Annotated in this window: 12 protein-coding genes; 7 read left to right on the top strand and 5 right to left on the bottom strand. The window is 68.0% G+C overall.

Annotated features, from left to right (window positions below; genetic code table 11):
- Nucleotides 1-49 precede the first annotated feature (49 nt).
- Nucleotides 50-1,234, bottom strand: a complete 1,185-nt coding sequence (locus FPJ27_RS02350; RefSeq protein ID WP_204420725.1) for a porin — start codon at nucleotides 1,232-1,234, stop codon at nucleotides 50-52.
- A 487-nt stretch (nucleotides 1,235-1,721) separates the two neighbouring features.
- Between FPJ27_RS02350 and FPJ27_RS02345 the strand changes: the two genes are divergently transcribed.
- Both FPJ27_RS02345 and FPJ27_RS02340 read left to right on the top strand, forming a co-directional pair.
- A complete protein-coding gene (locus FPJ27_RS02345; protein ID WP_072437935.1) occupies nucleotides 1,722-2,066 on the top strand; it encodes a DUF3088 domain-containing protein in 345 nt (114 codons plus the stop codon).
- A gap of 53 nt (nucleotides 2,067-2,119) precedes the next feature.
- A complete protein-coding gene (locus tag FPJ27_RS02340) occupies nucleotides 2,120-3,130 on the top strand; it encodes an ABC transporter substrate-binding protein (RefSeq protein ID WP_204420724.1) in 1,011 nt (336 codons plus the stop codon).
- Nucleotides 3,131-3,271: 141 nt separating this feature from the next.
- Here FPJ27_RS02340 and FPJ27_RS02335 read toward each other — a convergent pair whose 3' ends face one another.
- The 3 genes from FPJ27_RS02335 to FPJ27_RS02325 all read right to left on the bottom strand — a co-directional run bounded on the left by FPJ27_RS02335 (nucleotide 3,272) and on the right by FPJ27_RS02325 (nucleotide 6,381).
- Nucleotides 3,272-4,414, bottom strand: coding sequence for an FAD binding domain-containing protein (locus FPJ27_RS02335; RefSeq protein WP_204420723.1), 1,143 nt, complete (start codon nucleotides 4,412-4,414; stop codon nucleotides 3,272-3,274).
- Between the two features lie 37 nt (nucleotides 4,415-4,451).
- Complete coding sequence (locus FPJ27_RS02330; RefSeq protein WP_072437938.1) at nucleotides 4,452-5,327, bottom strand: alpha/beta hydrolase; 876 nt, start codon at nucleotides 5,325-5,327, stop codon at nucleotides 4,452-4,454.
- Between the two features lie 334 nt (nucleotides 5,328-5,661).
- Nucleotides 5,662-6,381, bottom strand: coding sequence for a TetR/AcrR family transcriptional regulator (locus tag FPJ27_RS02325; RefSeq protein WP_072437939.1), 720 nt, complete (start codon nucleotides 6,379-6,381; stop codon nucleotides 5,662-5,664).
- 366 nt (nucleotides 6,382-6,747) lie between these two features.
- Here FPJ27_RS02325 and FPJ27_RS02320 point away from each other — a divergent pair, with 366 nt between their 5' ends.
- The 3 genes from FPJ27_RS02320 to FPJ27_RS02310 are packed head-to-tail and all read left to right on the top strand — an operon-like array spanning nucleotide 6,748 to nucleotide 9,947.
- Nucleotides 6,748-7,485: a YoaK family protein gene (locus tag FPJ27_RS02320; RefSeq protein WP_204420722.1), complete on the top strand. Its 738-nt coding sequence runs from the start codon at nucleotides 6,748-6,750 to the stop codon at nucleotides 7,483-7,485.
- Between the two features lie 48 nt (nucleotides 7,486-7,533).
- Nucleotides 7,534-8,475 carry a glyoxalase gene (locus tag FPJ27_RS02315; RefSeq protein WP_204420721.1) on the top strand — a complete coding sequence of 314 codons (942 nt, stop codon included), beginning with the start codon at nucleotides 7,534-7,536 and terminating at the stop codon, nucleotides 8,473-8,475.
- Between the two features lie 14 nt (nucleotides 8,476-8,489).
- Nucleotides 8,490-9,947 (top strand): alginate export family protein, encoded by a 1,458-nt coding sequence (locus FPJ27_RS02310; RefSeq protein WP_204420720.1) that lies wholly within the window; start codon nucleotides 8,490-8,492, stop codon nucleotides 9,945-9,947.
- 22 nt (nucleotides 9,948-9,969) lie between these two features.
- Here FPJ27_RS02310 and FPJ27_RS02305 read toward each other — a convergent pair whose 3' ends face one another.
- Entirely contained in the window at nucleotides 9,970-10,875 is a 906-nt protein-coding gene (locus tag FPJ27_RS02305; RefSeq protein WP_204420719.1) for a LysR family transcriptional regulator, read from the bottom strand.
- 132 nt (nucleotides 10,876-11,007) lie between these two features.
- Here FPJ27_RS02305 and FPJ27_RS02300 point away from each other — a divergent pair, with 132 nt between their 5' ends.
- Together FPJ27_RS02300 and FPJ27_RS02295 are read left to right on the top strand one after the other, a co-directional pair.
- Nucleotides 11,008-11,658 (top strand): DsbA family oxidoreductase, encoded by a 651-nt coding sequence (locus FPJ27_RS02300; RefSeq protein ID WP_204420718.1) that lies wholly within the window; start codon nucleotides 11,008-11,010, stop codon nucleotides 11,656-11,658.
- Nucleotides 11,659-11,816: 158 nt separating this feature from the next.
- Nucleotides 11,817-12,803, top strand: coding sequence for an MBL fold metallo-hydrolase (locus FPJ27_RS02295; RefSeq protein WP_239483126.1), 987 nt, complete (start codon nucleotides 11,817-11,819; stop codon nucleotides 12,801-12,803).
- Nucleotides 12,804-12,820 lie beyond the last annotated feature (17 nt).

Genomic DNA, 12,820 nt, shown 5'->3' with positions numbered 1-12,820 from the left:
TCCCGCTTTGCTTATCGTGCTTATCGCGCCGCGCCCGATGCGCGTGCCGTCAGAACTTCACGCGCAGCCCGCTGACGATCGCGACCTGGCGGTTCGTCGACGACGCGCTGCCGATGTTCGAGATCGCCGCGACCTTGCGATAGCCGCCCGACGTTGCCGTGCTCGGATCGCCGGCCGCGAGCTGGTAGATGCCGGACAGGTAGAGATCGGTGCGCTTCGACAACGCGTAGTCGAACCCGAGCGTGAACTGGTGCCAGCGCGGCTTCAGCGTCTGGCCGCCGGTGCCCGGCAAGCCGCTCGCTCGCCCGTCGGTGAACGTATAGACGCCGATCAGCGTGGCCGCCGGCGTGATCTGGTAACGCGCGTTCGCGTCGTAGTTGTTGAACTTGCGCGACGAGCCGTCGACATAGTCGAGCTGCGTGTGGCTCCATGCGAAGCCGAGCGTCGCTCGGCCGAGCGCGTAGTTCGCGCCCACGGCGCCGATCTGCTGCTTGAGCACGCCGCCGTTCAGCCCGTTGAAGAACGCGCCGCTGTAGTCGTTGCCGGTGGTCGAGGTCGCGCCGCCCACCGCGCCGCTCGTATTCGACGTCGCGTTCGGATGATTGAGCCGCACGTAGCCGCCGCCGACCGACAGCGGGCCGTTCACGTAGTTCGCCGACACGCCCCACGCGTTATTGTTCGAGAAACCGGTGCCCGCGCCGCCGTTCGCCTGGTTGCTGAACGCATAGAGCAGGTCGGCCGTGAAGCCGGCGATCGTTTCGCTGCGGAACTTCACCGCGTTGTTGAGCCGGAAGCTCTGGTTCAGGTTGTCGTTGTCGCCTACGTGCGTGGCCGGCGACCAGAAGCCGGACCCCGAGTACTGCGCGACGAGATCGGTGATCGGCTCGTACTGGCGGCCGAACGTCAGCGTGCCGAGCCCCTTCTTCGCGAGGCCCACGTATGCGGAGCGGCCGAACAGGCGGCCGCCCTGGCCGAGCCCGCCGTCGCTCGGCCGGAACCCGCTTTCGAGCGTGAAGACCGCCTGCAGGCCGCCGCCGAGATCCTCCGCGCCTTTCAGGCCCCAGCGGCTACCGCTCAGCTTGCCGCTCGTCTGCTGGATGTTGCTCGCGCCGCCCTGGTTGTTCGTATAGGCGATACCGGCATCGACGACGCCGTACAACGTCACCGAACTCTGCGCATGCGCGCCGACCGAACCGATCGAAACCAAACCCAGGACTACCGATTTTTTAATCATGACCATCCTCTGCTTTTATGACTACGTCTGCGAGGATCACGATGCTATTGCCGACGGGCGCCGCGCTGAACGGTCGATCCGTGGTTTGTAAATCGCTGCGCGGCGGATTTGCAATGTGCGTTGCCGCACGCTCGACACGTGCGTCGCGATCGCGTCCGGCGCAAATGCTGCGGCGAACGCATCGCACCGACGGCGAACGTCGAGCGCTGCAAACGTGCGGCTGCCGTCATATCGATCGATGAAATCGTTCGATGTCCGCAATGCATGCGGTTCGGCATCGCGATGCTTTTATGCAATGCCCCCTGTGCGGCGAATGGCCGATGCGCTATGCGCGGCCGCATATCGATTTCGCAAAACGTTGGTAGGGCAGTGCGATGCGTGACGGTAGAGTCGGGCATCCGGTCGCGGGCCGGCATGCTCCGGGAACACGAGGGCGCCGATACGCGCGTTCGTCCCGGTCGTACAACGAACACGGGAGCCGTTTGACATGAGTCGCGATGTGCTGTTTTTGCTGGAACCGGGCTTTAGCGATCCGAAGCATCCGGGCCGACGCTTCGTCTGTCCGCATGGACTGTCGATCGAAGGGCTGCTGGCGAGCGCGCCCGACCGCGCCGGCCGCATCGACGTGAAGCGAATCGGTTTCGAGCGGCCGCGGCACGCGGTGATCGACGCGCTCGACGACGCGCACCAGGGCCTGCCGGTGCTCGTGCTCGGCCGCGACCAGCCGGCGCCCGACGACGCGCAGACGCTCGGCGACGTGCGCTTCGTCACCGACGCGCGGCGCATCCTCGAACTGCTGGCCGAACGCCACGGGTTTCCGGTGCTTCATTGATGCGGTGGTTTTCACTTCTGATCCGATTCCGATCCGACTGACAGGAGCATCCGATGTCGTCAATTTCGGCGGCGCGCCGCCGCCTGCTGCTCGCCGGTGCCGCGGTCGTGTCGGCCCCGTTGGCCCCGTTTTCCTCAAGGGCCGTGTTCGCCGCGCCGGCCGTCAATGCCGATCTCGCCGGCACGACGTTGCGCGTCGCGACCTACAAGGGCGGCTGGCGCGCGCTGCTGCAGGCGGCCGGCCTCGGCGACACGCCGTACCGGATCGAATGGCGCGAGCTGAACAACGGCGTGCTGCACATCGAGGCGCTCAATGCGGATGCGCTCGATATCGGTTCGGGTAGCGAAATTCCGGCGGTGTTCGCCGCGCGGCAGAAGGCCAATGTGCGGTTCATCTCCCGCGCACGCGAAGACCTGAACAACCAGGTCACGCTCGCGCGCAAGGACACGCCGATCCGCAGCATCGCGGAACTGAAGGGCAAGCGCGTCGGCTACGTGCGCGCGACGACGTCGCACTATTTCCTGTATCGACAGCTGGCGGAGGCCGGCCTGAGCTTCGACGACATCCAGCCGATCAACCTGTCGCCGACGGATGGTCTGTCCGCATACGATCGCGGCGACATCGACGCGTGGGCGATCTACGGCTACAACGGCCAGCTCGCGCGTAATCGCTACGGCGCGCGCGTGCTGAAGACGGGGAAGGGTTATCTGTCGGGCAATTTTCCTGTCTACGCGAACCCGCGCACGCTCGACGATGCGCGCCGTCGTGCCGCGACGGGCGATCTGCTGCTGCGGTTCCGGCACGCGTATGCGTGGGCGAACGGGCATTTCCGCGACTATGCGCTCGTGCAGAATCGCGAGACGCGCGTGCCGGTTGCCGATCTCGTCGCGATGTTCGAGCAGCGCAGCGACGACTATGCGCTGCTGCCGGTGACGCCCGACGTGGTGGCGCAGCATCAGCAGGTCGCGGATGTGTTCGCTCGCATCGGCGTGCTGGACGGGCCGGCGAATGTCGCGCCGTTCTGGGATACGTCGTTTAATTCGCTGCTTGCGGCGGGTACATGACCGGTCCCGGCGCTCGAATGAAACGGGCGCCTGATTCAAGCACTTGAAAAATAAAAGGTTGCGCCGCCGCTTCGCCAGTCGACGGCAACGTGGCGGAGACCATCGCATGATCGAACGATGCACCGCGCATCCGATGGCCGGTCACGCGCGCCCCATGATCCGGGTGCCGAGCGAGATGCCGAGTTCGGACAGCGACGCATTGGCGGCAAGCTGACGGGCCTCCCAGCGCGACAGCGCGGCGTCGAACGCGGGGCCGTGCACGACGCCGCGCAGCGCATCGGCGAGACCGACCGCATTCTCAGCCGCTTTCGCGACGCCGGCGGCCGTGTGCGGCCGGACGAGGCAGGCCGCGTCGCCGAGCAACACCGCGCGGCCGAAAGCCATGCGGTCGACCGCGAGATCCAGGATCGCCTGCGCGAACGGCGCTTGCGTCGCATCGACGAGCGCGGCGAGCGTCGGCGCAAGCATCCGGCGGCCGGCATCCACGAGTTCGAGCCGGTTGTCGTCCCGCATCGCGCCGGGCGGCAGCGACCCGTCGCGCTGCGTGCCGTCCTGCGCGAGGAACAGCGACGGCAGGCGATCCGCTGCGAGCCGCCGGTACCAGACCCAGTTCACGCGCCGCTTGCCCGGCTCGATCGCGCCGTCGCGGCCGGGCACCAGATAGGTCAGGAACAGATGCGCGTCGCCTTGCTGAAACGTGAAGCGGTCGCGCAGCACCCGCAGCACCGTGTCGGGAAGCAGGTGCTCGTCGACGAGCCCGCGCCACGCGACATAACCCGCGTACGCGGGCCGCGTTTCGGGAAGCAGTTGCGCGCGGACGTTCGAGCGGCCGCCGTCGGCGCCGACCAGCAGGTCGGCCTGCTCGACGCGGCCGTCCGCGAAATGCGCGATCACGCGGTCGCCTTCCTGCGCGAACCGCTCGAACGATACGCCGGCGTGCACGACGCCGGCCGGCAGCGCGCGCTTCAGGGCCGTGTAGATCACGTTCCACGCGGTCTGCGTTTGCGGCATGTGCAGGCGTTGCACGATCCGGTTGTGCTCGTCGAGATAGATCCGGTCGACCGAATCGACGCCCGCGTCGCGCGGCACGGGCACGCCGCCGAACGTGAATGCGCGTTCGATCGGCGCTTGCAGCACGATGCCGCCGCCGCGGCTGTCGAGGTCGTTCGGCGATTGCTCGAAGACCTTGACGCGCCATCCGGCCGCGCGCAGCGCGGTGGCCGTGAAAAGGCCGCCCACCGATCCGCCGATGACGACCGCCAGCGGGCCCGAAACGTCGCTCATGGTTCCTTCCTCCCGATGATCCGTCGCGCGCGGCGGTTCAGCCTTCCCAGTGCTTCAGGAAGTCGAGCAGCAGCGCGTTCACGCGCTCCGGCTGCTCCTCCTGCGGCAAGTGCCCGCACTGCGCGATCGGCTCGGCACGCAGGTTCGTCGCCATGCTCTCCCACACGGATTTCATGTCGAACATCTTGCCGACCGCATAAAAATCCTCGCCCCAGATGGCCATGGTCGGGCATGCGATCCGGACGTCCGCATCGACGAGATCCTGCTTCACGTCCTCCGCGTTCGCGCGATAGTCGGCCAGCGCGCCGCGCACGGCGCCCGGACGCCGATACGCACGCACGTACGTGTCGAACGCGTCGCCGGAGATCGCGTGCGGGTTGTAGCACCAGTCGGAGAAGAAATAGCTCAGCCATTCGGCCTCTTTGCCGGCGATCAACGCCTCGGGCAAATCCGGCACCTGGTGGAACAGGAAGAACCAGTACGCGCGCGCCGTTTGCGCGGTCATGTTCTGCGCGACGATGCGCGTCGGCACGTTGTCCATCACGACGAGCCGCTCGACGCGCTCGGGGAAGTCTTTCGAGAAACGCGTCGCGACGCGCGCGCCGCGATCGTGCCCGACGAGCGCGATGCGGCCGATGCCGAGCGTGTCGAGCAGTTCGGCGAGGTCGCGCGCCATGTTGCGTTTGTCGTAACCGGCGGCCGGCTTGTCGGTTTCGCCGTAGCCGCGCAGGTCGGGCGCGATCACGCGGTAGCGCTGCGCCAGCGCGGGGATCTGGAAGCGCCACGCGAAGCTGGTTTCCGGGAAGCCGTGCAGCAGGACGACGACGGGCCCGCTGCCGGCATCGATGTAGTGCTGGCGGATGCCGTTCGCGGTGACGGTGTGATGGGTGATCGAAGGCGTGGCGATGGTCATGTGACGGTCCCTGTTCGGTTCGTCCCGCGCACGGCAGGCGTGGGCGCGAATGCCTGTCGAGGATAGGCGAAGCGCGCGGTGCGCCGGATAAATTGTTCTGAATTCGTCTGGTGGCGCGTACCGCCGGCATCGACCGCTTCGTCACGATCGCGCCCTGGCCGGGTGGCCGGTGTCCGCTGACCCTCGCGTGAATCGTGCCGCAAACGGCGGTCCGACGATCGGCACGACCCACGAAGGCGCCAGCGCGTAAAAATGCCGGATACCAATTCGACCGTCGTCGAGCGTCGCGCCGCGATTGCACGCGATCCGAGCGCGATCGCCGGCCGACGCCGCGTCACGCGCGCCGGCGGCGCCGGCCGGTCGCGCCCGACGCGAGCTGCTTCAGCGCGGCGGGTGTGCCGTGCAGGAATGCGTCGATCAGCCGTTCGATTTCGGTGTCGAGATCGTCGGGCACCGGCAGGCCGTAGACCCATTTGCGGACGCCGAAATAGAAGATGCTCGCGTGCAGGCTCCAGACCAGTTCGATTTCCGCATTGCGCTGGGCCTCCGTCGCAGGCGTGGCGATGTCGTATTCGTACCGCAGCTCGCGCAGCACCGGCAGGAATACGCGTTCGCGCAGCCGCGACAGGTAGCGCGTGTTGAACCCCTCGCGGCTGAGCCCCGCGAAGATGAAGGTGCGGATCCATTCGCGCCGCAGGATGGTTTGCGCGTACGCGCGGTAGAACGCGACGAGCCGCTCCTGCAGCGGCACCGCGCGATCGGAGATCAGCTTTTCCCAGTCGGGATCCCACGTGTAGATCTCGTCGTAGACACGGTCGATCAGCGCTTCCTTGCTCGGAAAGTACCGGTACAGCAGCGGCTGGGTGACACCGATCTGCCGCGCGAGCTCGCGCGTGCTGCCGGAGAAGCCGTGCGTCGCGAAGTGCTCGATCGCCTTCTCGACGATCTGACGCTCGCGCGCTTCCGGCGCGAGCCGGCGGCCCGGCGCGACGGCGTTGCCGTCGGTATCGGTCCCGGGCTCGCGGGCCGGCGTGCTGCGTTTTCTTTCGGTCATTCCTCGGCTCCTGATGGCGCGCATGCCTAAACTATCGATCGAAAAATAGCACGATCGGGGCCGCGAATACGGTTTGCGGCGCGGCTTTTGTTGCGGCGCTGAATTCCTTGCGGGATCTCCCTGCGTCGAACCGGACCGGCGCCCCCGTCCTCCGCTCGAGCCGGCGGATTCAGAAAATTTCAGGCCGCCGCCAAGACATTTAGGCCGGCCTTCACTACTCTAGCTTCCGAACCGCCGCACGGGCCGGATGCCAGTCGGCAAGCCGGACCGGTCGGCGAAACCGGAGCGGAACATGCTTTATCTGATCTCGTCGGGCGCCGGCATTGCGGGCGCCGGCGCAGCCGACACATTCCAGGAAACCGGCTCATGCCTTCGCAGCAAGTAACCGCGGGCGCCGCCGCCGCGCCCGATCACGTGCGCGGCGAGGACGTGTTTCTCGCGTCGATCGCCGGTTATGTCGACACGCTCGGCTTCGTCGCGCTGTTCGGCCTGTTCACCGCGCACGTCACCGGCAACTTCATCCTGATCGGTTCGGGGCTGGCCGGCGTCGGGCAAGGGCTCGTGATCAAGTGGCTCGCGTTTCCGGCCTTCATCGCCGGCATCGTCGGCGCGCGCGTGCTCGACCATCGGATGCGCGCGCTGGGCCATGGCGTGCGCGCACGTTCGCTGTATGCGCTGCAGGCCGTGCTGCTGGCCGGGTTCATGCTGGCCGGCGTGATGGCATCGCCGATCGCCGACGCCGACGCGCCGAGGACGATCCTGTGCGGCCTGCTCGGCGCCGCGGCGATGGGCGTCCAGAACGCGCACGGCCGGCTGACGGCCCGCTCGGTCGTCGCCAACACGGTGATGACGGGCAATGTCACGCAGGCGGTGATCGATGCGTTCGACTGGCTCGTGCCGCTCGCAGCTCCTGCCGAACGGGACGCCGCGCGGGCACGGCTGCGGCGCACGCTGCCGCCGGTCGCGGGCTTTGCGCTCGGGGCCGGCGCGGGGGCGGCGGCTTATGTGTTCGCCGCCTTCTGGGCGCTGGCGCTGCCGCTCGCGGCGCTGTGCTTCCTCGCCTATCAATCCGGTCGGCCCGACGCGGGGCCGACGTCACGCTGAATGCGCGCGCAGCATACGGCTGCGCTTGCCACTTTCAAGGAGAATTCGATGATTGCACTGAAGTTGCGACAGGTATTGCGGATGACGGCCGCGTCGACGGCCGTGCTCGGCGCTTTGCTGGCGACCGCGCCGGCCCATGCCGACGAGACGCGCCTGCTCCAGTCCTCGTCCGCGCGTGTGCCGGCCGTCGCGGTCGGCCCGCAATACGACACGACGCACGTGTGCGTCGCGCCGGAAGATTTCGACCGCTTCACCGACAGCTTCGTCGCGACGTTCGGCGGCAAGAAGTCGCAGCAGGGTGTGTTCCAGGTCACGCCGACGCCGAGCCAGACGATGTCGCAGCTGGTGCTGACGCCGGTCGGCACGGTCTCGGTGTTCGGCTTCAAGACGCCGATCCCGTATCCGTTCTGCGAGGAGCGCACCGGCTATCTCGTCACCGACATGGACGTCGCGGTGAAGTCGGCGCGCGCGCACGGCGCGGACGTGATCGTCGACACGTTCCCCGACCCGATCGGCCGCGACGCGATCGTCCGCTGGCCGGGCGGCGTGAACATGCAGCTGTACTGGCACACCCAGGCGCCGAAGTATGACCCGCTGCAGACGGTGCCGGAAAACCGCGTGTACGTGTCGCCGGAAAGCGCGAGCAAGCTGGTGCACGACTTCGTCGCGTTCTCGCGCGGCAAGGTCGTGTCCGACGTGCGCAAGGCGCCGGGCGTCGAGATCGGCCGGCCGAACGACACGTATCGCCGCATCCGCATCGAGTCGGGCTTCGGCAAGATGACCGTGCTGGCTACTGACGGCCATCTGCCTTACCCGTTCGGCCGCGAGATGACCGGCTACGAAGTGCAGGATCTGGCCGCGACATTGAAGCAGGCGCAGGCCGCGGGCGTGACCGTGCTGGTGCCGACCTTCACGTCGGACGGGCGCGATGCGGCGCTCGTGCAGTTCCCGGGCGGCTACGTCGCCGAGATCCACGCGCGGTCGAAATGATGGACCGCCGGCCGATGAGACGGGCGTGGCGGCGCGTGCTGCCGGCCGCCGTGCTGGCGGGCGGCGTCGCGACGTACGCCGGGACGGCGGCCGGCGCCGAGGAAGCCGCGGCGGCCGATGCCGCGGCGCCGGCCTCGACCGCCGGCGCGACGTGCACCGCAAAGCGTCCCACGTTGTTGTTCAACCGCTGGCAGGAAGACTGGTCGGTACTCGCGGATCCGTGCGTGCCGCGCAAGCCGCTCGATGCGCTGAAGTACATCCCGCTGGGCGGCGACCCGTCGACCTACCTGTCGCTCGGCGCGAACCTGCGCGAGCGCTTCGAGCTGAACAATGCGCCGCTGTTCGGGCTCGGCGCCGCGCATGACGACAATTACGTGATCCAGCGCGCGACGGTGCACGCGGATCTGCGTTATGCCGGGCATTTCCAGGCGTTCGTCCAGTTCGTCGATGCGCGGCCGTTCGGCAAGGATACGGTCGGCCCCGTCGACAAGGATCAGCTCGATATCGAGCAGGCGTTCGTTGCGTATGTCGACCAGGTGGGCGGCGGCACGTTCAAGGCGCGCATCGGCCGGCAGGAGATGGCGTTCGACTTGCAGCGGTTCGTGTCGGTGCGCGACGGGCCGAACGTGCGCCAGGCGTTCGACGCGCTGTGGGCAAACTACGAAATCGGCAAATGGCGGCTGATCGGCTATGTGACGCGCCCGGTGCAATATCGCAACGACGCGGTGTTCGACGACGTGTCGAACCGGCACCTGAGATTCGACGGCGTGCGCGTCGAGCGCAGCGGCACGGGCCCCGGCGACCTGTCGGCCTACTGGTCGCGCTATACGCGCGACAACGCGCGTTATCTCGCCGGAGCCGGCACCGAGCGGCGCGACGTGTTCGACATGCGCTACGCGGGCAAATCCGGCCGGCTCGACTGGGACGTCGAGGCGATGCTCCAGACGGGGCACATCGGACAGGACACGATCGGTGCGTGGGCGTTCGGCGCGCTGGGCGGCTACACGTTCACGAAGACGGCGGGCACGCCGCGCATCGGCATCCAGGTCGACGGCGCGTCGGGCGACAAGCATCCCGGCGACGGGCGCATGGGCACCTTCAACCCGCTGTTTCCGAACGGCTATTACTTCACGCTCGCCGGCTACACCGGCTACAGCAACCTGATTCACGTGAAGCCTTCGCTGACGTTCAAGCCGGCCAGCACCGTGACGGTGCTGACCGCGGTCGGTTTCCAGTGGCGCGAGACGACGGCCGACGCGATCTACGGGCAAGGGATGTCGGCGGTGCCGGGCACGGCCGGCAAGGGCGGTTCGTGGACGGGTATGTATGCGCAGGCCCGCGTGGACTGGCTCGTCAATGCGAACGTGGCGCTGGCCGTCGAGGCCGTGCACTTCCAGGTCGCCAACTCGATTCGCGCGCTCGGTGCGCGCAATGCCGACTATGTCGGCATGGAAGCGAAGTTCGGCTGGTAATGCGGCGCGGCGCGCCGCCGGCTCACTGCTGCGTGCGCGCCAGCGCCTCGACAAAATCGATGAACGCCGTGACGCGCTTCGAGCCGCGCTGATTCGGCAGGTAGAGCGCGGTGACGACCGAGCGCGCCGCATCGGGCGTGACGTCGTACTGTTCGAAGAGCCTGCGCAGGCGGCCCGACTGGACGTCGGCGTCGACCAGCCAGTCGGGCAGCAGCGCGATGCCGGCGCCGTCGAGCACGGCATCGCGCAACACCTCGCTGTGATTCGACTTCAGGCGCCCGGCGACCAGCACTTTCGTCGTGCCGTGCGCATCGGCAAACGTCCACGCCTGCTGGTCGCCGCCGAAGTGAAAGCGCAGACACCCGTGATCGACCAGCTCGCCCGGCACCGATGGCGTGCCGTGCGCGTCGAGGTAGTCGTGGCTCGCGACGACATAGCGCTGGAACGTGCCGAGCTGCCGCGCGACGACTTCCGCGGACGGCGCCGCTTCACCGAGCCGGATCGCGACGTCGATCCGGCCGGCGACGAGATCGACGCGTTCGTCGGTGAGCTGCAGGTCGAGGTCGAGCTTCGGATAGCGTGCGAGAAATGCCGCGACGTGCGGCGCGATGCGGCGCACGCCGTACGCGACCGGCACCGACACGCGCAGCGGTCCGGACGGTTCGTCGCCGCGATCGGAAACCAGTGCGTCGGCTTCCGCGAGTTCCTCGAGCAGCCGCTTCGCGCGTGCGTAGTACACGGAGCCGGCATCGGACAGCGTGACCTGTCGCGTCGTGCGGTTCAGCAGCACGGTGCCGAGCGACGCCTCGAGCGCATCCACCGCGCGCACCACCGACGACGCCGCGAGTTCGAGACGCCGTCCCGCGCTCGAGAAGCCGCCGGCTTCCGCTACTTCCACGAACGCGCGCAGCGCGGAGAATTTGTCCATGTCGTCGCCTTTGTGACTTCGTGTCTTCGTGCCTTTGTGCGTATCGCAACGATGCATTGCGTGCCGTTCGCATTCTATCGTCGGCCCGCACGCGCTATCTTCCGGACTGCAATGTACAGGAAGGAGCCTGCGATGAAACCCCTCGAAGTAACGGTGACCTACGACCTCATCTGCCCGTGGTGCTGGATCGCGGAGCACCGGCTCGCGGAGGCGCTTGACGAAGCCGGCGTGACCGGCAACGTGAGCGTCCGGTTCGTGCCGTTCGAACTGAACCCGTCGATGCCGGCCGGCGGCATGGACCGCAAGGCGTACCGGAGCGCGAAGTTCGGCAGCTGGGCGCGCTCGCAGGCACTCGACGCGCATGTGGCCGAAGCCGGCCGGGCGGCCGGCCTCGTGTTCGATCATGCGCGGATCGCACGCACGCCGAACACGCGGCTTGCACACCGGCTCGTCTGGTTCGCTCAACAACGCGGCAGTGCGGTCGCGCTCGTCGACGCGCTGTTTGCCGCGTATTTCCGCGACGGCCGCGATATCGGCGACGCGGACGTGCTGGTCGAGATAGCGGCCGGCGCCGGTTTGCCGGGCGACGCGGTGCGTGCGTTCCTGGCGTCCGGCGAAGGGCTCGATGCGGTGGTCGCGCTCGAGGCGCAGGCGGTGCGCGAAGGCGTCGCGTCGGTGCCGTCGACGCGCATCGGGCTGTCGGTCGTCAGCGGCGCGCAGCCGGCCGCCGTCTTTCGCGATGCGTTGATTGCCGCGCAGCACGCGCGTGACCGGGCCGCCTGAATCCGGGCCGGCGCCGCCGAGGGCCGGCCTTCAGAACGATTCATGTCCCGCTCAGGACTATTGCGAATCCGGCCGGTAAGCTCGGTGTCGCGCGCATCCATGCCGGCTGGACCGGCAAGCCGGCGCGCGCCACGTCGATACGCAACCGGGGAGCGGACATGAAGAACTTGAACTGGCGCACGCGCGCGGCGCGCTCGGGCCGCATGCTGCTCATCGCGTGGTGCGCCGGCATCGTCGCATCGGTCGCGTTGGCCGGCGAGCCGGGCGGCGGGAACCAGGCCCCCGGCTTCTATCGGCAGAAGCTCGGCAACCTTCGGATCGTCGCGCTGTCCGACGGCACGCATCCGTTTCCGGTCGATACGGTCTTCCGCGATGTGTCGAAGGACGACATCCGGCGCGATCTCGATCGCGAGTTTCTGGAGCCGCCCGTCCAAGGTTCGATCAACGCGTTCCTGGTCGATACGGGATCGAAGCGGATTCTCGTCGATACGGGCGCCGGCGTGCTGTATGGCGACTGCTGCGGCAAGCTGCTCGCGAACCTGCGCGCGGCAGGCTATGCGCCGGAGCAGATCGACGAAGTGTTGCTCACGCACCTGCACAAGGATCACGTCGGCGGCATTGCGTCGAACGGCAGGATGACCTTTCCGAACGCGGTCGTTCGCGTGAACGAGATCGAAGCGAATTACTGGCTCGATCCGGACAACAAGGCACAGGCGCCGGCGTTCCTGGCGTCGTTTTTCGATGCGGCGGCCGCGTCGGTCGCGCCGTACGTCGCGGCCGGACGCTTCAAGACGTTTCGCGGCGAAGCGACGCTCGCCCCCGGCATTCGCGCGGTGCCGATGCCCGGCCATACGCCGGGCCATACGGCCTATCTGATCGAGAGCGGCGACGCCGGACTGCTCGCGTGGGGCGACATCGTGCACGTCGCGGCGATCCAGTTGCAGGATCCGGACGCGACCGTCCAGTACGACAGCGATGCCGACGCGGCGCGCCGCACCCGGCGCGATACGCTGAAGCGCGTCGCGGACAAGCGTTATCTGGTCGGTGCCGCGCACATCGCGTTTCCCGGGCTCGGGCATCTGCGCAGGGACGGGGAGCAGTACGACTGGGTGCCGGTCAATTACGACGCGACGCCGCTTCAATGACGAGCATGGCGCGCGCG

It is taken from the genome of Burkholderia sp. MS455 (assembly GCF_016899445.1).
Classification (GTDB): Bacteria; Pseudomonadota; Gammaproteobacteria; order Burkholderiales; family Burkholderiaceae; genus Burkholderia; species Burkholderia pyrrocinia_C.
The sequence above is the reverse complement of the archived record's forward strand: the minus strand, read 5'-3'. Positions and strand labels throughout refer to the sequence as shown.

Coding starts and splice junctions, on each gene's coding strand:
- FPJ27_RS02350 (WP_204420725.1), bottom strand. CDS start 1,234: ATGATTAAAAAATCGGTAGTCCTGGGTTTGGTTTCGATCGGTTCGGTC.
- FPJ27_RS02345 (WP_072437935.1), top strand. CDS start 1,722: ATGAGTCGCGATGTGCTGTTTTTGCTGGAACCGGGCTTTAGCGATCCG.
- FPJ27_RS02340 (WP_204420724.1), top strand. CDS start 2,120: ATGTCGTCAATTTCGGCGGCGCGCCGCCGCCTGCTGCTCGCCGGTGCC.
- FPJ27_RS02335 (WP_204420723.1), bottom strand. CDS start 4,414: ATGAGCGACGTTTCGGGCCCGCTGGCGGTCGTCATCGGCGGATCGGTG.
- FPJ27_RS02330 (WP_072437938.1), bottom strand. CDS start 5,327: ATGACCATCGCCACGCCTTCGATCACCCATCACACCGTCACCGCGAAC.
- FPJ27_RS02325 (WP_072437939.1), bottom strand. CDS start 6,381: ATGACCGAAAGAAAACGCAGCACGCCGGCCCGCGAGCCCGGGACCGAT.
- FPJ27_RS02320 (WP_204420722.1), top strand. CDS start 6,748: ATGCCTTCGCAGCAAGTAACCGCGGGCGCCGCCGCCGCGCCCGATCAC.
- FPJ27_RS02315 (WP_204420721.1), top strand. CDS start 7,534: ATGATTGCACTGAAGTTGCGACAGGTATTGCGGATGACGGCCGCGTCG.
- FPJ27_RS02310 (WP_204420720.1), top strand. CDS start 8,490: ATGAGACGGGCGTGGCGGCGCGTGCTGCCGGCCGCCGTGCTGGCGGGC.
- FPJ27_RS02305 (WP_204420719.1), bottom strand. CDS start 10,875: ATGGACAAATTCTCCGCGCTGCGCGCGTTCGTGGAAGTAGCGGAAGCC.
- FPJ27_RS02300 (WP_204420718.1), top strand. CDS start 11,008: ATGAAACCCCTCGAAGTAACGGTGACCTACGACCTCATCTGCCCGTGG.
- FPJ27_RS02295 (WP_239483126.1), top strand. CDS start 11,817: ATGAAGAACTTGAACTGGCGCACGCGCGCGGCGCGCTCGGGCCGCATG.